Genomic DNA, 23297 nt, shown 5'->3' on the forward strand with positions numbered 1-23297 from the left:
ATGAATGCAAATGCAAAAGTAACGGAGGACAATAAAGTGAAAATTACAGGATTGACCAGAAGAGTAGACTCACTCGGCAGAATAGTCATACCGAAGGAACTGCGCAGGATGCTCCATATCAAGGAGGGCAGCCCGCTGGAAATATATATGAATTGACAGATGACGAGACAGAGTATTTGCGGACGAATTTTTCGACCGCAAATATAAGCTCAAAAAGTCGTTATAATCCACATGTATTTACAGAGCAAGGACTATATATGCTGATGACTGTTTTAAAAGGACCATTGGCTGTTAAACAGAGTAAGGCATTAATAAGAACGCTGGTGCATCTTAAAAATTCTCCGACAGGAGTAAATATTATTTTATTCAGTGACAATGTTGGAAATAATAAACTTCACAACATAGAATATACGGATTTCTGTAAGGAATATCCAACTGTAAAACTGTCAATGAAGAAGACTGGCGGCATATTCCATGATCGTTTTATCGTGTTGGATTATGGAACGGCGGATGAGCGAGTCTTTCTGTGTGGCGCTTCTTCCAAGGATGCCGGGGCTAGAATAACAAGCATTGTTGAGGATTATGGAACAGCCAAATACAACTCTGTTGTTGCAGGATTATTGAAAAATTCGCCATTAGTATTACCGAAATAGGAGTGTGAGATTATTGAAGAAGAAAACAAGATGTTACATATATACTCGTGTGTCTACGGCTATTCAGGTTGACGGATATAGTCTTGATGCACAGAAGGACAAGCTGAGAAAATATGCAGAATTTCAGGACATGGAGATAGTGGGGGAGTATTCGGATGAAGGACATTCCGGAAAGACGTGAAGATAGTAATTGGATTAGGAATATCAAATTTCGGTTTCCACTACCGATTCTTAGAGATGGCAAGGAAGTAGTTCGAGTCGATGGTATTTCTTTGGATAAAGAGCAGCCTGATGAGCATACTGTTACCTTGGAAAAGTTTCCGACACTTGAGACTGTGGTAGCACTACACCATCAAAGGCCGACTGTAGGATCCCAAAACAATCCAATATCCGGTGGGCAATAGGTGAACACGAAAAATGCAACCGTAAGCAACAGCAGGACAGCGGCTGCGGCTTTCGTCGACAGAAGAGAAGACTTGCGATACCGTTTGTTTTCGACAAACAATGACAGAAGAACCCCTGCAAAATACAAAGCGATATTTAAAGCATCGTAGTTTCGGCCAAGCACACCCCGCAGCGTATAAAATCCGACCACAATCCCGCCCATTCCGGCGAGGATACCGAGAACTCTTGCCGGGAGAAACTGTTCCGGAAGCATATTGCCGCGGAGCAGCACTTCGAGGATGGTCAGAAGCAGAAACGGGAAAAACAAAAGTTTTAAATGCTCCCAGGTGGACTCATTTACAGCTGAGAATAACCCGACGACAGCGTTATCTCCGGACCATTCATAGGTGAAATGGAGAAGAACACCCAGTACAGAAATAAAAATAAAACGGAACAGATTGGTTTTTAAAGACATAGATTCCTCACGGTTTTATAATTGTTAGAAACAGTATATGAAATTTGAACAGCTTTATGCAGGCATCAGCCGTTTTTTGTGAAAATATGGAAAATTCCTACGTTTTTCTTAACCCATTTGAAACCGAAAGCATACCATGGTAAAACAGGGGTAGCAAAAAAGAAGCAGGAGGAAACGAAAAATGAAACGATTAATTACAACAATTTGTGCCGTTTTTGTTTTCTGTTTTGTTCTTTCAGGAACAGCAGTCCAGGCGGCAGCAGAGTATCAGGGAACCTTATCAAAAGATTACCGTATGAGCTGGTCGAACGGAACGAATAAAGTTTATTATGCGACCTATCCGGAAGGTGGAACACACATGAATAAGATGAATGTGTATCGCTGTGACCGGAACGGAAAGAATAATAAACTGTTATTCACACAGAATGTTGATGACGAAAATGGCTATATTATTCCGGAAGAATTTACTGCAAAGAAGATAACATTTGCAGTAAGTTCAGAGAAACTGTCCGGTTCCGAAGAAGATCCGGTAATAGAATATGTTTATGACTGCACCACAGAGCAGATCACAAAAGTGGAAAAATAGTTACTGTTCGCAGGGAGACCTGCGAACAGTGACAGAAAATAAATGATCATATTACATAATGATACATAAAGATAAAGTGACAGACACTTCCACCCATCACGAACAGATGGAAAATTTCATGGCTGCCGAAGTATTTGTGAAGTGCGTTAAATACCGGAAGTTTCAGAGCATAGATTACACCACCGATGGTGTAGATGATGCCGCCCGCTAAAAGCCAGCCAAATGCGGCATGCGGGAGATCCGTCCACAGCCGGGCAAATACCGGCAGGCACGTCCAGCCCATGGCAATGTAAATGATGGAAGAAAACCATTTCGGACAGGTGATCCAGAGTCCTTTGACAATGATTCCTGCCACTGCAATTCCCCATACAAGAGCCAGAAGGGTATATCCAATTCTGCCGCCCAGGATGATCATGCAGACAGGGGTATAAGATCCGGCAATCAGAACGAAGATCATCATGTGATCAAGCTTCTGAAAATTCCGGAGTACTTTGGTAGATACATGACAGATACTGTGATAGATTGTGCTTGCCGCGTACAATAAAACCATACTTGTGGCAAAAATTGTCATGGCAAGCATATAGGTTGCATTTCCGTGAGCTTTTATTAAAAGTGGTGAGGCTGCGATCAAAGCCATCAGGCAGCCGATAAAATGTGTGATGGCGCTTCCGGGTTCCCGAATTGTTAATTGCATAGTAAAATCTCCTTTCTTACAATGTATAAATAAAAACTAACTAATGTAGTATTGAAAACTATATCTAACATAAATAAATACTATGATATATTGGTACGCATGTCAATAATAATTATGCATAAAAAAACGGGAATAAAATGCCGTTTCATTGACACAAGTTCAATGTTTGTGTATTATGCAGTTAGTTAAAACTAACTGCGTGAATAGTATGAAAAGAAAGGATTTCTGATGTATGAATAAAAATAACAGGAAAGAAAAAAAAGACAATTTAAATATTTTGAAGTTTATCGGCCCCGGACTGCTGGTAACAGTCGGGTTTATTGATCCGGGAAACTGGGCATCCAATATTGCAGCCGGATCGGGATATGGATATACCCTGCTCTGGATGGTAACTCTTTCAACGATTATGCTGATTATTTTACAGCACAATGCAGCACATCTTGGGATTGTGACGGGATTGTGTCTGTCCGAGGCAGCAAGCCGTTACATAAACAGGACATTGAAGAATGTGATTCTTGTAACGGCAGTAGCCGCTGCCATTGCGACTGCGATGGCAGAGATTTTAGGAGGTGCCATTGCACTGCAGATGCTGTTCCACATTCCGATTAAAGTGGGCAGCATGCTGATCCTTGTCGTGGTCTTGTTCTGTGAATTTACCAATGCATATAAAAGGATCGAAAAACTGATCATGCTTTTTGTCTCTCTGATTGGTTTTTGCTTTTTAATTGAAATCTGTATGGTGAAAATTGACTGGGGAGCTGCCGCCACAGGATGGGTAAAACCGGTATTTCCATCGCATGCGATGCCGGTTATCATGAGCGTGCTTGGCGCGGTTGTCATGCCGCACAATCTGTTTTTACATTCGGAGATCATTCAGAGCCGGAAGTGGAATCTGAAAGAAGAAGCGGTGATTCAGAGACAATTGAAATTTGAATTTAAGGATACGCTGTTTTCCATGATCATCGGATGGGTGATTAACAGCGCCATGATTCTCATGGCGGCGGCGACGTTTTATCAGAGAGGGGAAAACCAGGTGGATGATCTGACGACTGCGGGAAATATGCTGACACCACTGCTTGGAAATGAAGCAACGGTGATTTTTGCCATTGCCCTTTTACTTGCCGGGCTTTCTTCAAGTATTACCGCAGGGATGGCGGGAGGAACGATTTTTTCCGGAATTTTTAATAAACCTTATGATATTGCGACGAAAGAAACCAGACAGGGTGTTTTGATTACGATGATTCCGGCAGCGCTTATCATTCTGCTGATCCGGTCTCCGTTTCAGGGATTGATTTATTCCCAGATGCTTCTTGCAGTACAGCTTCCGATCACTATTTTTACGCAGATTTATCTTACCTCGTCCAAAAAAGTGATGGGAAAGTATGCAAACAGTACCGGACTTAAAATGGTTCTCTGGGCAATTGCAATTGTAGTTACAGCATTAAATATCGGGCTTTTTGTGACGGGCTTTTAAAAAGACGATAGTTTTTTCAGAAATTCTCTGGGTGTCATGTGGAATTTCCGTTTAAAAATTTTATGAAAATAGGAAAGGTTGTGGAATCCTGTGGCGAGAGAGACCTCCAGAATGGAGGTGTTTCCCTGTTCAAACAGTTCTACAGCCTTTTCTAATCGCAGATTGTTGAGGTATTCCACTACGGTCATGTTCATGTGTTTTTTGAAAAAACGCATAAAGTAATATTCGCTGAAATAGCACTGGGCAGCGAGACCGGCAACCGTAAGCGGCTCGGCATAGTGCAGATGGATATAGTCCAGTACGGTTTTTAATTTTTCAGAGGCGTTTGCGGTGTCGACAGATCGTTTCCCGTCCGGGGTACGGTACTGCAGGAGCAGGAAAATAACCTGCAGCAGTAATGCCTTAATGGCCAGTTCGTATCCCTCAACCGGATTTGCAAAGAGAGAACTGATCTGTGCAAAAATTTTGCGCAGAGATACATAAGCCGGATGGGTCGGACGGATCAGACACGGAACCGACAGTTCTTCATTGGTCAGTGGCATCAGATAACGGGTGGAGCAGATATCGGTCGCATTTCCACCGAGAAAGTTCATGTGAAACACATAGGTTTCGGACTGGTAAAGCGCAGACTGTCCGCGGGAGACCGAGTGCAGCAACAGAGGCGGGATAAAAATCAGATCGTCTTTTTCCACAGCGTAGGAAGTAAGGTCGATCTGGTAGCTGGCATCTCCTTCGGTGATGAGTGTAAATTCAGCCTCTTCGTGCCAGTGCGTTGTCACGACCGGATAATCCGGCTTTAAAGAAGTGATATATTTCTGTATGGGGAAGGTCGCGTCACCGTGACGGGCATCTTCTTTCTGTTCAAGGGCAAGTGTCTGTAACCGTTTCATGGAAAATTCTCCTTTGTCTTATGAGAGCAGTATTGTGTTATAAAAAGTAAGAATTATGCAAGATAATTTTGAAATTCCAAACTATAATGACAGTATAATGTTACAGAAACAAATTGTCAAAGGACATGGAGATACAGGCGAAGGAGGACATGGACATGCAGAAAAAATGGTGGCATGACAAGGTGGCATATCAGATTTATCCAAAGAGTTTTTGCGATACAAACGGAGATGGGATCGGTGACCTGCGGGGCATTATTTCCAAACTGGACTATTTAAAGGAGCTGGGAGTTGACATTATCTGGCTTTCTCCAATCTATAAGTCCCCGTTTGTGGATCAGGGCTATGATATTTCGGACTATTATGCAATCGCTGAAGAATTCGGAACGATGGAGGAATTCGACGAACTGCTTGCGGAGGCCAAAAAGAGAGATATGTATCTGATTATGGATCTGGTTGTCAATCACTGCTCCGACAAGCATGAATGGTTTCAGAAAGCACTGGCGGATCCGGACGGACCGTATGCCGATTATTTTTATTTCCGGAAGGGAAAAAATGGAAATCCACCGAGCAATTACCGTTCTTATTTCGGGGGAAACTGCTGGGAGCCGGTACCGGGATCGGACAAATATTATTTCCATATGTTCGCAAAGGAGCAGCCGGATTTAAACTGGGAAAATCCAAAACTGAGGGAAGAAATCTACCGGATGATCAACTGGTGGCTGGACAAAGGACTGGCAGGTTTTCGGATTGATGCGATCATCAATATTAAAAAAGATCTGGCATTTCCGGATATGGAGCCGGATGGTGACGATGGACTGGCAAGCTGTTGGCGTATGGTCGAAAATGTAGAAGGTGTCGATGAGCTGCTTGAAGATTTAAAGAATCATACATTTGCCAAAAAGGATGCATTTACGGTAGGGGAAGTATTTAACATTGGGGTGGAAGACCTGCCGGACTTTATTGGAGAAAATGGACATTTTTCTACAATTTTTGATTTCAGCGCCCATATGCTCAGTGACGGGAAACACGGATGGTACGATGCGCCACCAATTTCTTTTGATGCGTGGAAAAAAGCAATCACAGATTCCCAGATGCGGGTACAGAATGTCGGGTTCGAGGCAAATATCATTGAAAATCACGATGAGCCGCGCGGCGTTTCCCGTTTTCTGCCGGATTATGCGCAAAATGCGGACGGGGCAAAGATGCTTGGTACAGTAAGTGTTCTGCTGCGTGGAATTCCGTTTATCTATCAGGGACAGGAGATTGGCATGCAGAATGCCAGATGGAACAGTGTGGATGAATTCGATGATATCAGTACCAAAGACCAGTACAGGATGGCGCGTGAGGCCGGACTTTCGGATGCAGAAGCACTTGCCGTATGTTCGGTCATGAGCAGGGACAATGCACGGACGCCGATGCAGTGGAAGGATGCGCCGCAGGCGGGCTTTACCTCGGGAACTCCATGGCTGAAAGTCAATGATAATTATCCGGTGATCAATGTGGAAAAAGAGGAAGGGCAGCTGGATTCGGTTCTGCATTATTACAGAAAGCTTATCGCATTGCGCAAATCCGGGGAATATCGGGAGTTGTTTACTTATGGAAAATTTGAGCCGGCATATGAGAATGCAGATCACGTAATGGCATATTACCGCATCCTGCAGGGGCGCCGGGTTCTGGTAGCGGCAAATTTTGGAACAGATACCATAGAACTGGATTGGGAAGTTCCGGCAAAAAAGGTACTTTTATCAAATAAAAAACGAACAAATGCTGAAAATAAGCTGATTTTAGAGAAATGTGAAGTGTTTGTGACGGAATGTAAATAGCGTTGCAATCTTATCGGATTTTGATATAATGAGAGCATACACGAATGTCTGTTTGGGGAGAGGAAAGGTATGCCGCAGTATATCGCAATTGATCTGAAATCATTTTATGCATCCGTAGAATGTGTGGAGCGTGGACTTGATCCGCTGACCACCAATCTGGTGGTGGCGGATGAAAGCCGCACGGAAAAAACCATCTGCCTGGCAGTTTCTCCATCCCTGAAAAAATATGGGATTCCGGGAAGAGCCAGGCTTTTTGAAGTGGTTCAGAAAGTAAAACAGGTAAACCGCAGCCGAAAAACCGGTGAGCCGGAATTGTCGTATATTGCGGCATCTCCGCGGATGGCACTTTATGTGGAATACAGTACGCGGATCTATGATATATATCTGAAATATGTGGCGCCGGAAGATATTCATGTATATTCGATTGATGAAGTGTTTATGGACGTGACACATTATCTGAAAACCTATGGAATGACAGCTTATCAGCTGGCGCAGACTATCATTCTGGATGTGCAGGATCACATTGGGATCACGGCCACTGCCGGGATCGGAACCAACCTGTATCTGTGCAAAATCGCAATGGATATTGTGGCAAAGCACATCGATGCGGATGAAAACGGTGTGCGCATTGCCCAGCTGGATGAAAAAAGTTACCGTAAACTGCTTTGGGACTACCGGCCGATCACGGATTTCTGGCGTGTCGGACCGGGATATGCGAAGAAACTGGCAGAAAACGGAATGTATACCATGGGAGATGTGGCGCGCTGCTCCATCGGAAAAGAAACAGATTATTATAGTGAAGATCTGCTTTACAAACTGTTTGGTGTGAATGCAGAACTTTTGATTGATCATGCCTGGGGGTACGAACCGTGCACGATTGCACAGATCAAAGCGTATCGTCCGCAGGCGAACAGTTCCGGATCGGGACAGGTATTGCAGTGTCCGTACCCGGCAGATAAAGCAAGGATTGTTGTGCAGGAAATGACAGACCAGCTGGTACTGGATCTGGTGGAGCATGGACTCGTGACGGATCAGATAGTGCTGACGGTTGGCTATGATATCGAAAATCTGACAGACCCGGTGCGGGCAAAAAGATATCACGGGGAAGTGACTACGGATCGTTACGGAAGAAAGATTCCAAAGCATGCGCATGGGACGGCAAATTTGCAAAATCATACATCTTCTGCCATTACGGTAGTAGAAAAAACACTGGAATTATATGACAGAATTATAAATCCGGATCTTTTGATCCGCAGGATCTATGTTACGGCATGCCATGTACGCACAGAGCAGGAGGCACAAAAAGAACAGACGTATGAGCAGATGAGCCTGTTTGATTTTGCGGAAGAAACCGAGGAACAGAAGGCACAAAAGCAGGCATTGCAGAAGGAAAAACAGATGCAGAAAGCCATGCTTTCCATTAAGCAGCGTTATGGGAAAAATGCCATTTTAAAAGGAACCAATTTCAAAGAAGGGGCAACCATGCGGCAACGCAACGGACAGATTGGAGGACATCGGGCATGAACCGGCTGGAAAATACGCATCGTTATGATGACATCATAGATCTGCCGCATCCGGTTTCGAAAAAGCATCCGCAGATGCCATCGGAAGACCGGGCCGCACAGTTTTCTCCGTTTGCAGCATTGACCGGTTATGAACGCGCCATCCGGGAAAAAGAAATGCAGCATGAGGAACGGATGATGCTCGGGGAGGGCATCAGCAGGGAAACTTATGATTCAGAATAAGGACAACATATTTTTTATGATTAAATTCATACGATATACTAAGCAGGAAATTTGTGTGGTATGAAATGGCAGACAAAAAACAATGGAAAAGATATGTGGGGTATGCACTGTTTCTTTTCCTGTCATACAGCATTGGAAACGCAGCGGCTGTTGTAAGTACAATGACACTGCAGCCGGAGAAAGTGGAGAAAGAAATGAAAACAGTTGCAATTACCTTTGATGACGGGCCGAATCCGGAATATACACCGAAATTGCTGGACGGATTAGAAAAACGTGGTGTAAAAGCCACTTTTTTTCTGCTGGGAGAAGAGGTAAAACAGTATCCGGATGTCGTCAGACGGATGCATGATGACGGACATCTGATCGGTGTTCATTCTTATAAACATGTTAATTTTAAGGAAGTGGGAACGGCATGCACTTTGCAGCAGATTGAAAAAACACAGAAGGCGATTTATGATGTGACGGGAGAATATGCAGGATATATCCGTCCACCTTACGGATGCTGGCAGAAGGAACTGGATGCGCAGGTAAATCTGATCGAAGTACTGTGGAATGTAGATCCGCGGGACTGGGCAACGACCGATGCGGATACTGTGGTTCAGAGAGTTTTAAAGGATACTAAGCCGGGGGATATTATTCTGCTTCACGATGCTTCGGCGTCATCTGTACAGGCGGCATTTACGGTCATAGATACCTTGCAGAAACAGGGATATTCGTTTGTCACGGTCGAGGAGCTTTTGTTAGAGTAGCATACTTGAATGTTCCGGTGATCTCGTGGTAAAATAACCAGTAGACCCAATCATTACAAGCTGAAAAAGAAGGAATAAAAAATGAGTAACGATAAATTTGACACGGCACGGCAGGTGCTTCGTCAGCAGAAATTAACAGGAGAACGCGCACTGTTTCAGTCTGAAAATCTGGCGGTATATGACAGTGTGTTTGAGGATGGGGAATCCCCGTTGAAGGAGAGCAGCAGTCTTTATCTGGATAATTGTCTGTTCCGGTGGAAATATCCGCTCTGGTATTGCAAACATGTCGATGTAAAGGAATGTACCTGGTTTGACATGGCGCGGGCCGGGGTATGGTATACCGATGATATTTCGGTAAGAGATTCCATTGTAGAAGCACCAAAAAATTTCCGCCGTTGCAGGGGAGTAACCCTGACCAATGTAAATTTCCCGAATGCAGAGGAAACCCTCTGGAACTGTACCGATGTAAACCTGTCCTATGTGCAGGCGCACGGGGATTATTTTGCCATGAATTGTAAAAATATGCAGCTGGATCATTTTGAACTGGTTGGAAATTATTCATTTGATGGTGTGGAAAACATGGAGATCCATCATGCACGCATGCTTTCCAAAGATGCATTCTGGAACAGCAATCATGTTACTGTGTATGACAGTTTTATTTCGGGAGAATATCTGGGATGGAATGCCAGAAATCTTACACTTGTCAACTGTACGATTGAGAGCCTGCAGGGCATGTGTTATATAGAAAATCTGAAAATGGTGAACTGTAAATTGATTAATACGACACTGGCATTTGAGTATTCCACGGTGGATGCACAGATTGTAAATACCGTGGACAGTGTGCTTAATCCTTCCGGCGGAATCATCCGGGCGGATAAGATTGGAAAACTGATTTTGGAAAAAGACAAGGTAGATCCAGGGAAAACCACAATTATATGTACAGAAGATGAAGGGGAGGGACAACGATCATGAAAGCAAGTCACAGAAAAGACGTCATTATTGCCAGAATTATTTTTGCCATAATCTGCGCAGCACTGCTCGCAGGAATTATAACACTTATCGTATGGCTTCATGGGCGGAATGCAGGGAAAAACCAGACACCGGAAACGGAAATCACAAATAATGCACCGCCGGCAGACAACAGCAATCTGCCACCGGTAACGGAACAGCCGCTGGACGAAGACGGACAGAGTGTATGGACAAGCACGGATGGCGTAAATTTCCGTGCAGAGCCGAATACAGACAGTGAAATTCTTACCGTTCTCGTGACGGGAACGAAGCTGACACTGCTGGGAGAAGAAAATGGATGGGTGCAGGCAGAATATAACGGACAAAAAGGATATGTCAGTTCAGACTATGTTACCGATCAGGAACCGGATACAACAACGCAGGAAACAGAGTAACGGAAAGGGGAAACAATGAGTACAGCAGGAAAAATTATGTCCTTCCGACAGGATGGAAATGAGATTTGTGTGAAGTATGAACAGCAAAAACTGGTGGTGAAAGCCATAAGGGATGATATTGTCAATATTTTTGTGCCTTACAGAACAAAGGAACATTATTCTAAGGCCATTGATGGAGACAAGGCGGTTGCGACAGAACTGACGGCAGAGCAAAAAGGAGAAGATCTGGTAATTGCAACCGATAAGATCCGGATGCAGTTTGGAGAAAATCTGGAAATGGTGATTACGAGACCGGACGGGACTCCGCTTGTCCGGACACACCGGCAGGGCAGAAGTGTTTGCAGGGAAGTCAGTGAGCAGATGAAACAGATTCTGGAGTCGGAAGGGCATGATACGTCGAATCTGGGCGCACATGATTATCCGGTACAGATGATGTTTGATCTGGACGAGGGGGATGATTTTTACGGTCTGGGTGATAAGACCGGATTCCTGAATAAAAAAAATTATGAGTATGAGAACTGGAATTCCGATATTCCACAGGCACACAATGAGGACTATCATGCGCTGTACAAGTCGATTCCGGTGCTCTTTTGCAAGAAAAAGAATGACGTATATGGCATGTTTTTTGATAATACGTTCCACAGCTATCTCAATCTGGGCAAAGAAAATCCGGAATATTATTTTTACGGCGCGGATGATGGCAATCTGGATCTGTACTTCCTGGGTGGAGAAAAACTGACGGATCTGATTGAAGAATATACATATCTGACCGGGCGGACACCGCTGCCGCAGCGATGGACGCTTGGATACCAGCAGAGCCGCTGGGGCTATCAGTGCGCAGAAGATATCCGTGATGTGGCAGAACATTTCCGTGATCTGGATATTCCGTGTGATGCCATTCATTTTGACATTGATTATATGGATGGGTATCGTGTGTTTACATGGAATGATGCAAAGTACGGAAAACCTGGGGATCTGATTGCGGAAATAAAAAAACAGGGCTTTAAAACGGTTACGATCATTGATCCGGGAACCAAAGTCGATCCGGACTATTTTATGTGTAAAGAAGGCGAAGAGAACGGATATTTTGCGACCGATACACAGGGAACTACCTATGTCAATGAGGTTTGGCCGGGAGATGCAAATTATCCGGATTTTGGACGCCGCAAAGTACGCGACTGGTGGGGAAAACACCATAAGTTTTTGGTCGACATCGGTGTGGACGGTGTATGGAATGATATGAATGAGCCGGCAAGTTTCCGTGGCGAGCTGCCGCAGGATGTTGTATTTCATGATGAGGAGCGTACGACAAATCATGCGGAAATGCACAATGTATATGGACATTATATGAGCCGTGCGACCTTTGAGGGACTGCAGAAACTTTCCGATAAGCGTCCGTTTGTTATCACACGTGCAGCGTATGCAGGAACACAGAAATATGCGACCGTGTGGACCGGAGATAATCAGAGTCTGTGGTCGCATCTGCAGATGATGGTGCCGCAGCTGTGTAATCTCGGTATGAGCGGATTTGCGTTTGCCGGAACCGACATTGGCGGATTCGGTGCGGATACGACCCCGGAACTTCTGACCCGGTGGATCGAGGCTGCCGTATTTTCTCCGCTGTTTCGAAATCATTCCTGTCAGGGAACACGCAGACAGGAGCCGTGGCAGTTTGATGATCAGGTGGTGGGAATCTATCGAAAATATGTAAAGATGCGTTATCGTTTCCTTCCGTATCTGTATGATCTGTTTTATCAGGGAGAACAGACCGGACTTCCGGTTATGCGTCCTCTGGTTCTGCATTATCCAAAGGACCCGGAAACCTATAACCTCAATGGAGAGTTCCTGGTAGGAGAAAATCTCCTCGTTGCCCCGGTATTGGAGCAGGGAGCTACGAAGAAAATGGTGTATCTGCCGGAAGGGGAGTGGTATGATTACTGGACCGGAGAGAAAATTACCGGAGGAAAGTATTTCCTGCGGGATGCACCGATTGATTTGTGCCCGATGTACCTGAAAGAAGGAACGATGATCCCGATGTATGAAAAAATGGCGTATGTTGGAGAAAAGCCGTACCGTACGCTGTATCTGCTGACAACTCCGGGAGAGGCTTCTTACGATCATTTTCAGGATAATGGAGAGGACTATGCCTACCGTAAGGGTGTGTATAATTTATATCATTTCCATAAGAATGCACAGGGAGTACTGGAAACGGAAATGCGGCACAAAAATTATCCGGAATACGAGCAGATATGCTTAAAAATAGTAGGAAAATAAGCACAAAAAACCGTTGCATGGCATAGTCTATAATGATGACAGGATGGAGCATGCAAGTGGATTATTCAAACGATTTTTACCCAAAGATTCCGTTTTATATGACATATCCGATGCAGAGTATGTACCTGACAGAGATGGAATATGAAAAAGATATGGAACGAATGAAACAGTACTATCCGGCAGAGACAAAAGAGATCATGGAGCTGGTGGAACAGAGGCTTGACCAGCTGGAGTATGAGGGAAGCCGCATCTACGATGAGGAACCGGACCGTCTGATGATACAGATGGAAATTGATGGAATTTACCGGAAGCTGTCCGAAGTGCAGAAAAAGAAAGAGAACCGGATCGAAGGAAACATGCAGGCGGCATCATATTTCGAAATGGTTCCGGCTTCTATCGCCGGAGAAACTATGACAACACAGGAACGGGAATGTGGGAATCCGTGGCTTTGCAGTATGATCGGTGTGCTGTTTGGTGCGGAAATGTGCAAACGGCGCTGCCGGCATCGCAGATGCAGGAGATGGATGTAACGGCGGAAATTACAGCCATAGTAAGAAGGAAAAGATAAATGAACAGGAAAGTAATTAAACCAGTGGTGCTGTCAGGGCTTTTTCTGGCAGCACTGATTGTTTTCAGTATCATAACCAATCAGGATAATAAAGATATGACAACGGCGATGAAGGAGGCAACCCTTCCCATCGTCCAGTTTTATGAAGGAAATAACAGCGTGGCACAGCTGCACGGATACGTATCGGAAATGAATATTACAAAGATGCGGGATGGAATTGTGCCGGTAGACCATACACGACTGCTTCCGCTGAAAATTAATACATATGGACAAAAAATCAGAGGCATTGCTTATGAAATCCGGAGTCTTGATGATTCCCGGCTGGTTGCAAAGGGAAATGCACAGGAGATCAAAGAAAAAAATGATGAAATCTCTGCAAACCTGAAAATCCAGAATATCCTCGGAAAAGGGGAAGAATATGAACTGATTGTTATTCTTGCTTCAGGAAAAAATAAGATCCGGTATTACACCCGGCTGATGCAGACACAAAACGATGATACTCAGGCATGTATGGATTTTGCACTGCAATTTCATGAATATACATTCCGGGATGATGCAAATAAATTTATTCCGAAATATATGGATGCGGCAACAGGCGATACCAGTACACTCAATTATGTGGATTTAAGCTGTACCTTAAACCAGATTACCTGGGCAGATTTAAAACCGGAGCAGATGGGAGAACTCGAGGCATCTTTCAAGGAAATCAATGATTCCTATGATGTGATCACGCTCCGGTATGTGGTGACCACCAAAGGAACCGGTGGGGAAACCGAGTATTATAATGTGGAAGAATATTATCGTCTGCGTATGACGGAATCCCGTATGTATGTCTTAAATTTTGAGCGTACTTTAAATCAGATTTTCCGTGGGGAAAACCGGTTTATTACAGATAATAATCAGATCCAGCTTGGCATACGTGACAAAAATATTGAATATGCTGTAAGTGAGACCGGAGATGTGATCGCGTTTGTACAGCAGGGAGAACTCTGGTGCTTTGACCGTGTAAATAATAAGATTGTACAGGTATTCAGTTTCCTTGGGGCAGAGGGGATCAATGCGAGGGATAACTGGGATCAGCATGATATCAAAATTGCCCGTGTGGATGAAGCGGGAAGTATTGATTTTGTTGTATATGGATATATGAACCGTGGGGATCATGAAGGCGAAGTGGGCACGGCAGTATATCATTATGACGGTCTGGTACACACTATAGAGGAAGAAATTTTTATCCCGTCGGATGTTTCTTATGAAATACTCAAAGCACAGATGGGGCAGTTAATGTATGTGAACGAAAAGGGGACATTTTACCTGATCATGGATCAGAAACTTTACAGTATAGATACGGACAAGCGGACTCCGGAAGTGCTTGTGAAAGATCTGAAAGAAAGCTGTTATAAAGTGTCGGAATCGAATCAGTATTTTGCGTGGGTAGACAGCGACAAAGAATACAAAAGCGATGTGATTCACCTGATGAATTTGAAAAATGCTTCTGTCTATGATATCAAGGCAAAAAAGGGAGCGTATATTCTTCCGCTTGGGTTTATCGATGAAGATTTTATTTACGGAGCAGCAAAGAAAGATAAGGTGATGGTTGCAGCAGCGGGAAATACGGTTTTCCCGATGAAAAATTTAACCATCATGGATACTTCCGAAAATTCACACAGTATCTTAAAGACGTATGAACCGTCCAGGGGAAGTATCGGTTTCATTTCGGTGGAGGATTATACAATTACCATTCATCTGATCAAAAAGTCCGGCGGACATTATGTGGCTGCAGGAACCGATGCGATCATGAACCGTGAGGGAGACACGGAAGAAAAAGTTACCGTGGGATCAACCGTGACAGATCGCAAGGAAACACAGTACCAGCTTATGATGAAAAACGGGGCGGATGCATCCAAAATTAAAATGCTGACTTCCAAATCTGTTTTACTGGAAAATCCGCGTGACGTTTCCGTGAAAAATAAGGAGTCGCAGGAATACTTTTATGTGTACAAAAAAGGTGATGTGCTGCTTGCAACCGATGAGATCGCGGATGCCATCGTCTGCGCCAATAATCATATGGGAGTTGTGGTGGATTCCAAGCAGCAGTATGTATGGATGCGTGCGCGTAAATCGGCACAGACGGCATTTAGCAGCCTGAAAGTAAACGATGCGGATAAGAGTTCATCATCCGTGGTTCAGGCGGTCAGTGCCATGCTTAATTACAGAGGAAACGGGCTCAGTGTAAAAGAACTGATTGACAATGGAGGAACCCCGAAAAGCGCGATTGAAAATACATTAAAAGATTCAGTTGTTCTTGATATATCCGGCTGCACAGTAGAGGAGATTCTGTTTTATGTCAGCAAGGGCAGCCCGGTATTTGCAATGACCGGAACAGACAGTGCCGTATTAGTGACGGGATATACCTCTGGAAGCATTTATTATTATGATCCGCAGACCCATTCCACGAGGTCAAAAAGTTATAAAGATGCGGATGACTGGTTCCGGAAAGCAGGATACATTTTCTTTACTTATTTGGACCGTTAATTTTCATTGTAAAAATGAACAATTAAGGACAAGGTTTTATGGATGATTCGTGAAGATTTAACAGAAATAAAGTTCGTATATTGCAATTCCTGGATAAGTGAGATATATTTGAGAATGAGTTATACAGTTTTGGAAAGGGAGAGCGTATGAGTAAGAAAAATGTGATCGTTTCTAATGTGTCAGAAGGACACGACAATCCAATCGCAGAACTTGTTCAGGTAGCATGTCAGTTCGACAGCGATATTATGTTGGAGAGCGATAACCGCAGAATTAATGCAAAGAGCATTATGGGAATTATGGCGTTTAATCCATCCGATGGAATGTCGGTTGATATTGTGACGGAGGGTGCCGATGAAGAAGCAGCACTTGATGCAATTGAAAAATTTTTAGTATGTGAATAATTCTGGTTAGGAGGAATCGTTATGCAGGAGAAGAAGTTAAACAAAGCAGTTTCTGACGTGAAGCTGATGAAGACACCAGAGGGAAAGACAGAAGTTAAAAATGCGGTTAAGGATGCTACAAAAAAAGTAGAATCAAAAGTCGGGGATGTTGCTGAGGCAGCAGCAAAGAAAGCAGAAGTTGTAGAAGAGAAGGCAAAAGAAGTTGCAAAGGCAACAACAAAGGCTGTTGTTGAGAAGGCAGAACCTGTTGTGAAGAAAGCTGCAACGAAAGCAAAGGCTGCTACAAAGGCAAAGAAAGAAAAACAGCCGGCAAAGACCGAAATCATTGTTCAGTATCAGCAGAATGCTGCAAATCTTGGAGAACTTGAGGATAAGGTAAAGAAACAGTTTGTAGCTGAGGGACATCGTGCCGGATGCATTAAGACATTAAATATTTATGTAAAGCCGGAAGAGTACAAGGCATATTATGTAATCAATGACAAGTTCTTTGGAAGTGTAGATCTCTTCTAAGCGAGTTTTATTACCCATACATGATATAAAGGACGACTGCAGATGCAGCCGTCCTTTTTACGTGGTATGAGACAGGATATTCATAAAAAAGAGTATAAAAAAAGAAACCGGATAAACAGTTTCTTTAAAAGAGCGGGTGATGGGAATCGAACCCACGTATCCAGCTTGGAAGGCTGGTGTTCTACCATTGAACTACACCCGCATATAGTGCCTAGTTCCGGAATCGAACCAGAGACACGAGGATTTTCAGTCCTCTGCTCTACCAACTGAGCTAACTAGGCATTGCAGTGGATTTCTAAATTGAAAATCTCACGCGGAACATTTAGTATTATATCCGAGTGAGATCTTCTTGTCAAGAAAAAAATCATTATTTTTGATTTTTTTGAATATCCTGTGTGTAGCAGCGCAGAATTTCTCCAACGCTCCATGCCTGGGCATAGCAACCACGGCAGGTATGCGGGGCATCACCGTCAAAAATTTCGGAAATAGAACCAATGCAGCCCTCTTCCAAAAGGTGGGTCTGTACCGGTGCAAGATATGCCATTGCCTGTTTTTTTGCTTCCGGAGAGTGGTGGTGGACTTTCATGTAAGCGGTCAGAAAGCCGCCCATCAGAAATCCCCATGCGGTTCCCTGATGGTAAGCGGCATCTCTTTTCGGAAGAGAGCCACAGTAGATCCCGTGATAGTCTTTGTGTTCCGGAGAGAGGGAGCGTATGCCGGGACCGGCAAGCAGCTTTTCCTCTACGGTATTTACCACCTGCAGAGCCTGTTTGGCCGTGAGCATGGTATGTGGAAGGCTGACGGCATAGATCTGGTTGGGGCGGATGCTTGCATCTTTGCCGTTTTCTTCAATAACGTCATAGAGACATCCGTCTTTTTCGTTCCAGAATTCTTTTCGGAAGGAAGCAGATACACGAGTGGCAAGCTGGCGGTAAACGGAGGAATCTTCTTTGAAATGTTCTGCCAGTTCCGCAGTCACGCACAGCGCATTGTACCACAGTGCATTGATTTCTACCGGTTTTCCGTGACGCGGGGTAGCTACCCAGTCACCGACACGGACATCCATCCAGGTTACCTGGTCCAATCCGCTTCCGGCATGGATGAGGGCGTCATCATCCATATAGATGGAAAAATCCGTGCCGTGTGCATAGGCATGAATAATTTCACACAGAACGGGGTAAATACGCCGCTGTATATAGTCATAATCCGATGGTTGTCCGGTAACCTTCAAATATGCGTCCACGGCATAAAAATACCACAGAGAGGCATCTGCAGTGTTATAGAGAGGGTCCTGCCCGTCATCCGGAAACATATTCGGGACCATGCCGTGATGGACATACTGCGCAAAGGTTGAAAGAATTTCCCGGGCATCCGAAAACCGCCGGGTGGCCAGTGTCAGCCCGGAAAAAGCGATCATGGTATCTCTGCCCCAGTCGGTAAACCACGGAAGACCTGCAAGGATTGTCATAAGTCCGGTGGAATCGCGCCGGGCAAGAAACTGGTCTGCTGCCACGACAAGTGTATTGGCAAAAGCATCATCGCCATATCCCGCCTGTTGTTTTAAGGAATCATAATATTCCTGTACGTGTGCGATTTCGATTGCTGCGGTATCTGCCTGCGGGCGGGAAAGCACAGGGGTGTCCTGTACCGGGTGGACGGTGCAAAGCAGGGAAATCTTTGTACTGCTGTGTGCCGGAAGTGTAAAACGCAGATCATATGGGCAAAAATGTGTATCCAGTCCCGCCGTTTCGTTGTCTACTTCCGTCTGGTACTGCATATCCACGTCGTATTGGTTTTCACGTGGAAAAAGTCTGCCGGCACTGCAGGAAAGCTCGATGCAGAGTCCGGGTGCAGCAGCCGGGATCAGAGTGAAACCGCCCACTGTGTTTGGCTCACAGGTAAACTGCAGGTCAGAAACGGCAGACGATGCACTGTGCTCCCGGAAATTCATAAGCGGGGTGATGGAAAGTCCGGCTTCCTCTCCCTGGTTTGTAATCGTATAGGAGATCGCAACTGTGTTTGATTCCCGCAGCAGGGCCAGATGTTTGTCCATACGGATATTGCCGGCGGAATAGGAAAAGCAGACAGTTCCGTCACAGGAGAAATCCGTTAAAAAACGCTGTCCTTGCGTGCGGATGGGAGAATGTCCTTTCCCGGCATGCTGGGAAGTTTCCAGATTGTAAACATGGGTTCCCTGTGTCAGTTTTTCATTGGTTTTGGAAAATACCAGATAGCGCTCGACCGGGGGATGCAGACTGGCAATCAGATATCCCTGATGTGTCCGGTTGCAGGCACCGATGATGGAGCCTCCCGCGTATCCGCCGATTCCATTGGTCATGGTCCATTCACGGCGGATGTTTTTTTCAAAATCTGCAAGTTTTTCTGTTGGAATATGTATCATATGCACCTCCGAAAATAAACGAAAAATAATATCTCTTATTGTAAGGGCTGGGGAACAAAAAATCTACTGTATTTATGAAAAAAATATTCTTTAGTGGAAAAAAAGTGTGGGATGGAGTATAATTAACATTACTACAAATGAAGGAGAGATAGAAGATTGGAAGTATATGTATTAGTACCGGTCCGGAAGACCGTGGTTGCAAAAGTAGTGGGGACATTGATGCTTGTACTTGCAGTAGTGAGTCTGCTTGCATCATGTCTGACCAGTGGCATTACATTACCGGTTGCACTGGTATGCGGAATTGTCTGGTTTGTTCTGATGGGAAACTCCAAGGAGTTTGAGTATTCTTATTTTGACGGGGAAGTCCGCTTCGCAAAAGTTTTAAACAAGAACCGCAGAAAGTCACTGGGAAGTTATCCGATGGATGATGTAATTCAGATTGCACCGGCCGGAGATCGCAGTGTATCACAATACGAGAGAGAGGGTGTCAAGGTGATTGATTATACCTCTCATGACAAAGATACTGCATATTATGATATGGTTCTGAAAAAGGAAGGCGAGACACTGCTGATCAAATTTGAACCGGATGATAAATATCTGGAAGCAGTGGAGTTTAAATACAGACAAAAAGTAATTCGCAGAAGTACACAGGCGTAAGAAAAAGGGGTGCCGAAATCCGGCATCCCTTTCCTGTGAGTGGATAGTTCTTATTTCGTTTTGTCAGAAGGGGTATCGAGATAATGCATGCGTGAATCCGGTGAAATGGCAGGGGCAACGGATCTGCCCTGTGTGTTCATCAGTTTCAGACAATTCGGACACAGGGTACCGAAAGAAACCGGAGCACCACAGCGCTGGCAGTGCATGCCGGAGATAGTGGAAGCTGTGTCGACCTCATGATATTCGATCCGTCCTTCCCGAATCCACTCTTTGATCTGCCGGAGAGGAATATGGAAATGTTCTGCAACTTCATATTCATTTACAGTGTTGGCGCGGATATAATCCCGCACATTCCGGAAAAGCTGTGCTTCCTGACAAGTGGGACATAGCGTTCCTTCATAATGTTTTGGAAGCGTGCGTCCGCAAAATTCACAGTATTTATATTTATCGGAAGTATTTTTTTCAGTCAGCATAGTTGTCACTCTCCATTGCTATTTACTAGTTACTATTATAACAACTGAACCATGTTTTTTCAATTAAGAAAGGATAACAGATCTGTGGAATATCAATTACAAAGAGAAAACCCAATTGCGGTATTTGACTCCGGAGTGGGAGGAATCAGTGTCCTGCGGGAACTGATCCGGATTATGCCGGAGGAAGATTTTATTTATTTCGGGGATTCTAAAAATGCGCCATACGGAACAAAAGAAAAAGAAAAAGTACGGGAACTGACGATCGGATGTGCACGAAAGCTGTTTGACCAGGGGGCAAAAGGTCTTGTGGTTGCCTGCAATACAGCCACCAGTGCTGCTGTCCGGAAACTGCGCGAGATGTATCCGTATATTCCGATTGTCGGGATTGAACCGGCACTGAAACCGGCGGCACTTTGCATGGAACATCCCAAAGTCCTTGTGATGGCAACCCCGATGACAATTCATGAAGAAAAGTTTCATGTGCTGATGGAGCGCTACAAAGAGAAAGCACAAATTCTTCCGTTGCCGTGTCCGGGTCTGATGGATTTTATTGAGCGGGGAGATCTCGACGGAGAGGATCTTCATAAATATCTGGAAGATCTGCTTTATTCTTACCGGGAAAACCAGGTGGATGCAGCGGTACTCGGCTGCACACATTATCCGTTTGCCAGAAAACAGATTCAGCAGGTGTTGGGGGAGAATGTGAAAATTTTTGACGGAGGCGAGGGAACCGCACGTGAGATGAAAAGAAGACTGCAGGAGAAAGATCTGCTTTGCGGCCGGCAGAAACGTGGACAGGTGGTATTTGAAAACAGTCTGACCGATGACAGCAAGATCGAATTATGTAAGAAATTGTTAAATATATAAAATGTCTCTAAAATTTTTGGAATATGATTTTAGAATTTGTTTTTGAAGTGGACATAATATGGACACATTTTTTGCATATACTAGACAATGTAAACGGAAATCATTCCTTTACATTATTCCCTTTTTATTTAATAAACATTTTCATAACTAAACTCCTCGAAGAGAAGCCGATCCGGGAACGGAGAGGCTTCTCTTCATTTTGTGACAAAATGCTGCCTGTGAAATAAAATACACCGTGTGGATGCAGGCTTTCTTTATATGGAGAAAATATACAAAAATAAGTGAAATGGAGATTGGAACTTTGTTAATTATTTGACGAATTAGCGGTTACTTTTTTGGGGGCTGAGGTGTAAAATATACAGAGATTATAAGGAGGTACAAGAAAATGGGTAACATACCGCTTTGGCTGTGCATACCGTTTGCCGGTCTTTTATTATGTATCGCAATTTTCCCATTGGTAAAAGGAGAATGGTGGGATAAAAATAAGGGCTGGGCGGTACTCATCTGGTCACTTTTATTTATGATTCCGTTTGCTGTAAAATACGGTGCAGGAGAGACTGCAGAAACGGTATTGGAATGTATTGTAAATGATTATCTTTCCTTTATTGTGTTGCTGTTTGGTCTGTTTTGTGTTTCAGGAAACATTAACCTGGAAGGAGATTTCGTGGGTTCCCCGCGCATGAATACCGGCCTTCTGGCGATCGGAACACTGCTTTCAAGCTGTATCGGTACAACTGGTGCAAGTATGCTTCTGGTGCGTCCGATGATTCAGATGAATTCCTGGAGAAGAAATAAGAGTCATATTATGGTCTTTTTCATTTTCCTGATTTCCAATATGGGTGGATGTCTGACACCAATCGGTGATCCGCCACTTCTGATGGGATTTATGAGAGGAGTTCCATTTACCTGGAGTCTGCGTCTGTTCCCGGTACTGATATTCAATATGGTAATTCTTCTGACCGTATTTTATTTCATTGACCGCCGTGCATATCGCAGGGATATTGCACTTGGCATGCGTCCGGATATCTCCAGACCGACTACCACGTTAAAGGTGAATGGTCTGCACAATATTATCTTTATGATTATGATTGTGGCAGGTGTTGTGTTAAGCGGAGTTCTTCCGGGAATGAAAGCTTTCCAGAATGCAGATGGAAGTGTCATCAGCGTTCCGATCTTTCGAAGTGTAAGACTGGCTGTGCCGACACTGATCGAGATTGTGATTATTCTGGTTGCGGCATTTCTGTCGTTTAAAACCACAAAATCAGAGGTTCGTACCAAGAACCATTTTACCTGGGGTGCCATCGAGGAAGTTGCAGTATTGTTTATCGGTATCTTTATCACCATGCAGCCGGCACTGATGATTTTAAAGAGCAAGGGAGCAGAACTGGGGCTGACGAAACCATTAGAGATGTTCTGGGCGACCGGTGCACTTTCCAGCTTTCTGGACAATACACCAACCTATCTGGTATTCCTTACCACCGCAGGTACACTTGGTGCCACGACAGGTGTTGCAACGACCGTGGGAACCGTTGCTGTCAAAATGCTGATGGCGATTTCCTGTGGTGCAGTATTTATGGGAGCCAACACTTATATCGGAAATGCTCCGAACTTTATGGTGAAGTCCATTTCGGATGAAAACGGTATCAAGATGCCGTCCTTCTTTGGCTATATGTTATGTTCCCTGAAGTTTTTGATTCCGGTATTTATCATTGATACACTGGTATTCTTTTTATAGGAG

Annotated in this window: 21 protein-coding genes, 2 tRNA genes and 3 pseudogenes; 19 read left to right on the forward strand and 7 right to left on the reverse strand. The window is 44.3% G+C overall.

The window, feature by feature from the left end; translation table 11 throughout:
- The 3 genes and pseudogenes from DXD06_RS11785 to DXD06_RS11795 all read left to right on the forward strand — a co-directional run.
- Positions 1 to 156, forward strand: a complete 156-nt coding sequence (locus DXD06_RS11785; protein ID WP_155175258.1) for an AbrB/MazE/SpoVT family DNA-binding domain-containing protein — start codon at positions 1 to 3, stop codon at positions 154 to 156.
- A pseudogene (locus DXD06_RS11790) lies at positions 144 to 653 on the forward strand (ORF6N domain-containing protein); the annotation flags it as partial. The gene DXD06_RS11785 and the pseudogene DXD06_RS11790, both read left to right, overlap by 13 nt.
- Positions 654 to 666: 13 nt before the next feature.
- A pseudogene (locus tag DXD06_RS11795) lies at positions 667 to 831 on the forward strand (recombinase family protein); the annotation flags it as partial.
- Positions 832 to 1005: 174 nt separating this feature from the next.
- Here the strand turns inward: DXD06_RS11795 and DXD06_RS11800 are convergent.
- Entirely contained in the window at positions 1006 to 1512 is a 507-nt protein-coding gene (locus DXD06_RS11800; protein WP_117832024.1) for a DUF6512 family protein, read from the reverse strand.
- A 181-nt stretch (positions 1513 to 1693) separates the two neighbouring features.
- Between DXD06_RS11800 and DXD06_RS11805 the strand changes: the two genes are divergently transcribed.
- Positions 1694 to 2098 carry a hypothetical protein gene (locus tag DXD06_RS11805; RefSeq protein WP_117832026.1) on the forward strand — a complete coding sequence of 135 codons (405 nt, stop codon included), beginning with the start codon at positions 1694 to 1696 and terminating at the stop codon, positions 2096 to 2098.
- A 46-nt stretch (positions 2099 to 2144) separates the two neighbouring features.
- Here DXD06_RS11805 and trhA read toward each other — a convergent pair whose 3' ends face one another.
- Complete coding sequence (trhA, locus tag DXD06_RS11810; RefSeq protein WP_117832028.1) at positions 2145 to 2792, reverse strand: PAQR family membrane homeostasis protein TrhA; 648 nt, start codon at positions 2790 to 2792, stop codon at positions 2145 to 2147.
- Positions 2793 to 3024: 232 nt separating this feature from the next.
- Here trhA and DXD06_RS11815 point away from each other — a divergent pair, with 232 nt between their 5' ends.
- Positions 3025 to 4266, forward strand: coding sequence for an Nramp family divalent metal transporter (locus DXD06_RS11815; protein WP_117832030.1), 1242 nt, complete (start codon positions 3025 to 3027; stop codon positions 4264 to 4266).
- On the opposite strand, the gene DXD06_RS11820 is transcribed toward DXD06_RS11815, so the two are convergent.
- Entirely contained in the window at positions 4263 to 5156 is an 894-nt protein-coding gene (locus DXD06_RS11820; RefSeq protein WP_117832032.1) for an AraC family transcriptional regulator, read from the reverse strand. The genes DXD06_RS11815 and DXD06_RS11820 overlap by 4 nt on opposite strands.
- A gap of 155 nt (positions 5157 to 5311) precedes the next feature.
- Between DXD06_RS11820 and DXD06_RS11825 the strand changes: the two genes are divergently transcribed.
- The 11 genes and pseudogenes from DXD06_RS11825 to DXD06_RS11875 all read left to right on the forward strand — a co-directional run bounded on the left by DXD06_RS11825 (position 5312) and on the right by DXD06_RS11875 (position 17161).
- The gene (locus DXD06_RS11825; protein ID WP_117832034.1) at positions 5312 to 6979 is read left to right on the forward strand and encodes an alpha-glucosidase; all 1668 of its coding nucleotides are present in this window, start codon (positions 5312 to 5314) and stop codon (positions 6977 to 6979) included.
- A gap of 69 nt (positions 6980 to 7048) precedes the next feature.
- Positions 7049 to 8503, forward strand: a complete 1455-nt coding sequence (locus DXD06_RS11830) for a Y-family DNA polymerase (protein WP_117832037.1) — start codon at positions 7049 to 7051, stop codon at positions 8501 to 8503.
- Positions 8500 to 8691: pseudogene (locus DXD06_RS11835) on the forward strand (hypothetical protein); the annotation flags it as partial. The gene DXD06_RS11830 and the pseudogene DXD06_RS11835, both read left to right, overlap by 4 nt.
- Before the next feature lie 86 nt (positions 8692 to 8777).
- Positions 8778 to 9473: a polysaccharide deacetylase family protein gene (locus DXD06_RS11840; RefSeq protein ID WP_022044765.1), complete on the forward strand. Its 696-nt coding sequence runs from the start codon at positions 8778 to 8780 to the stop codon at positions 9471 to 9473.
- Between the two features lie 81 nt (positions 9474 to 9554).
- Complete coding sequence (locus DXD06_RS11845; protein WP_055066999.1) at positions 9555 to 10445, forward strand: DUF3737 family protein; 891 nt, start codon at positions 9555 to 9557, stop codon at positions 10443 to 10445.
- A complete protein-coding gene (locus DXD06_RS11850; protein ID WP_117832039.1) occupies positions 10442 to 10876 on the forward strand; it encodes an SH3 domain-containing protein in 435 nt (144 codons plus the stop codon). The genes DXD06_RS11845 and DXD06_RS11850 overlap by 4 nt, the downstream gene beginning before the upstream one ends.
- Positions 10877 to 10891: 15 nt before the next feature.
- The gene (locus DXD06_RS11855; protein ID WP_117832040.1) at positions 10892 to 13150 is read left to right on the forward strand and encodes a glycoside hydrolase family 31 protein; all 2259 of its coding nucleotides are present in this window, start codon (positions 10892 to 10894) and stop codon (positions 13148 to 13150) included.
- A gap of 56 nt (positions 13151 to 13206) precedes the next feature.
- Positions 13207 to 13680 (forward strand): hypothetical protein, encoded by a 474-nt coding sequence (locus tag DXD06_RS11860; protein WP_070103604.1) that lies wholly within the window; start codon positions 13207 to 13209, stop codon positions 13678 to 13680.
- 38 nt (positions 13681 to 13718) lie between these two features.
- Complete coding sequence (locus DXD06_RS11865; protein ID WP_117832042.1) at positions 13719 to 16250, forward strand: hypothetical protein; 2532 nt, start codon at positions 13719 to 13721, stop codon at positions 16248 to 16250.
- Between the two features lie 146 nt (positions 16251 to 16396).
- Positions 16397 to 16651, forward strand: coding sequence for an HPr family phosphocarrier protein (locus DXD06_RS11870; protein ID WP_022044771.1), 255 nt, complete (start codon positions 16397 to 16399; stop codon positions 16649 to 16651).
- A gap of 21 nt (positions 16652 to 16672) precedes the next feature.
- Positions 16673 to 17161 carry a DUF6465 family protein gene (locus DXD06_RS11875; RefSeq protein WP_022044772.1) on the forward strand — a complete coding sequence of 163 codons (489 nt, stop codon included), beginning with the start codon at positions 16673 to 16675 and terminating at the stop codon, positions 17159 to 17161.
- Positions 17162 to 17292: 131 nt separating this feature from the next.
- Here the strand turns inward: DXD06_RS11875 and DXD06_RS11880 are convergent.
- From DXD06_RS11880 to DXD06_RS11890, 3 genes are all read right to left on the reverse strand, one after another.
- Positions 17293 to 17363, reverse strand: a tRNA-Gly gene (locus DXD06_RS11880).
- A 6-nt stretch (positions 17364 to 17369) separates the two neighbouring features.
- Positions 17370 to 17442 (reverse strand) — tRNA-Phe (locus DXD06_RS11885).
- A gap of 86 nt (positions 17443 to 17528) precedes the next feature.
- A complete protein-coding gene (locus DXD06_RS11890; protein ID WP_117832044.1) occupies positions 17529 to 19562 on the reverse strand; it encodes an amylo-alpha-1,6-glucosidase in 2034 nt (677 codons plus the stop codon).
- Positions 19563 to 19718: 156 nt separating this feature from the next.
- Here DXD06_RS11890 and DXD06_RS11895 point away from each other — a divergent pair, with 156 nt between their 5' ends.
- Positions 19719 to 20219: a DUF6106 family protein gene (locus DXD06_RS11895; RefSeq protein WP_117832046.1), complete on the forward strand. Its 501-nt coding sequence runs from the start codon at positions 19719 to 19721 to the stop codon at positions 20217 to 20219.
- Positions 20220 to 20269: 50 nt separating this feature from the next.
- Here DXD06_RS11895 and DXD06_RS11900 read toward each other — a convergent pair whose 3' ends face one another.
- Positions 20270 to 20692 carry a FeoC-like transcriptional regulator gene (locus DXD06_RS11900; RefSeq protein ID WP_117832049.1) on the reverse strand — a complete coding sequence of 141 codons (423 nt, stop codon included), beginning with the start codon at positions 20690 to 20692 and terminating at the stop codon, positions 20270 to 20272.
- An 84-nt stretch (positions 20693 to 20776) separates the two neighbouring features.
- Here DXD06_RS11900 and murI point away from each other — a divergent pair, with 84 nt between their 5' ends.
- Positions 20777 to 21559: a glutamate racemase gene (gene murI / locus DXD06_RS11905; RefSeq protein ID WP_226947338.1), complete on the forward strand. Its 783-nt coding sequence runs from the start codon at positions 20777 to 20779 to the stop codon at positions 21557 to 21559.
- 385 nt (positions 21560 to 21944) lie between these two features.
- The gene (locus DXD06_RS11910) at positions 21945 to 23294 is read left to right on the forward strand and encodes a sodium:proton antiporter (RefSeq protein WP_117832053.1); all 1350 of its coding nucleotides are present in this window, start codon (positions 21945 to 21947) and stop codon (positions 23292 to 23294) included.
- The last annotated feature ends 3 nt before the right edge of the window (positions 23295 to 23297 follow it).

The sequence above is a fragment of the Roseburia sp. TF10-5 genome (assembly GCF_003462365.1).
GTDB classification, from domain to species: domain Bacteria; phylum Bacillota; class Clostridia; order Lachnospirales; family Lachnospiraceae; genus Roseburia; species Roseburia faecis.

Excerpts from the sequence above, each read along its gene's own strand:
- DXD06_RS11870 (WP_022044771.1), top strand. The coding sequence starts at position 16,397 with ATGAGTAAGAAAAATGTGATCGTTTCTAATGTGTCAGAAGGACACGAC.
- DXD06_RS11845 (WP_055066999.1), top strand. The coding sequence starts at position 9,555 with ATGAGTAACGATAAATTTGACACGGCACGGCAGGTGCTTCGTCAGCAG.
- DXD06_RS11865 (WP_117832042.1), top strand. The coding sequence starts at position 13,719 with ATGAACAGGAAAGTAATTAAACCAGTGGTGCTGTCAGGGCTTTTTCTG.
- DXD06_RS11910 (WP_117832053.1), top strand. The coding sequence starts at position 21,945 with ATGGGTAACATACCGCTTTGGCTGTGCATACCGTTTGCCGGTCTTTTA.
- DXD06_RS11800 (WP_117832024.1), bottom strand. The coding sequence starts at position 1,512 with ATGTCTTTAAAAACCAATCTGTTCCGTTTTATTTTTATTTCTGTACTG.
- trhA (WP_117832028.1), bottom strand. The coding sequence starts at position 2,792 with ATGCAATTAACAATTCGGGAACCCGGAAGCGCCATCACACATTTTATC.
- DXD06_RS11825 (WP_117832034.1), top strand. The coding sequence starts at position 5,312 with ATGCAGAAAAAATGGTGGCATGACAAGGTGGCATATCAGATTTATCCA.
- DXD06_RS11875 (WP_022044772.1), top strand. The coding sequence starts at position 16,673 with ATGCAGGAGAAGAAGTTAAACAAAGCAGTTTCTGACGTGAAGCTGATG.
- DXD06_RS11820 (WP_117832032.1), bottom strand. The coding sequence starts at position 5,156 with ATGAAACGGTTACAGACACTTGCCCTTGAACAGAAAGAAGATGCCCGT.
- DXD06_RS11900 (WP_117832049.1), bottom strand. The coding sequence starts at position 20,692 with ATGCTGACTGAAAAAAATACTTCCGATAAATATAAATACTGTGAATTT.
- DXD06_RS11785 (WP_155175258.1), top strand. The coding sequence starts at position 1 with ATGAATGCAAATGCAAAAGTAACGGAGGACAATAAAGTGAAAATTACA.
- DXD06_RS11815 (WP_117832030.1), top strand. The coding sequence starts at position 3,025 with ATGAATAAAAATAACAGGAAAGAAAAAAAAGACAATTTAAATATTTTG.
- DXD06_RS11890 (WP_117832044.1), bottom strand. The coding sequence starts at position 19,562 with ATGATACATATTCCAACAGAAAAACTTGCAGATTTTGAAAAAAACATC.
- DXD06_RS11850 (WP_117832039.1), top strand. The coding sequence starts at position 10,442 with ATGAAAGCAAGTCACAGAAAAGACGTCATTATTGCCAGAATTATTTTT.
- DXD06_RS11805 (WP_117832026.1), top strand. The coding sequence starts at position 1,694 with ATGAAACGATTAATTACAACAATTTGTGCCGTTTTTGTTTTCTGTTTT.
- DXD06_RS11830 (WP_117832037.1), top strand. The coding sequence starts at position 7,049 with ATGCCGCAGTATATCGCAATTGATCTGAAATCATTTTATGCATCCGTA.
- DXD06_RS11855 (WP_117832040.1), top strand. The coding sequence starts at position 10,892 with ATGAGTACAGCAGGAAAAATTATGTCCTTCCGACAGGATGGAAATGAG.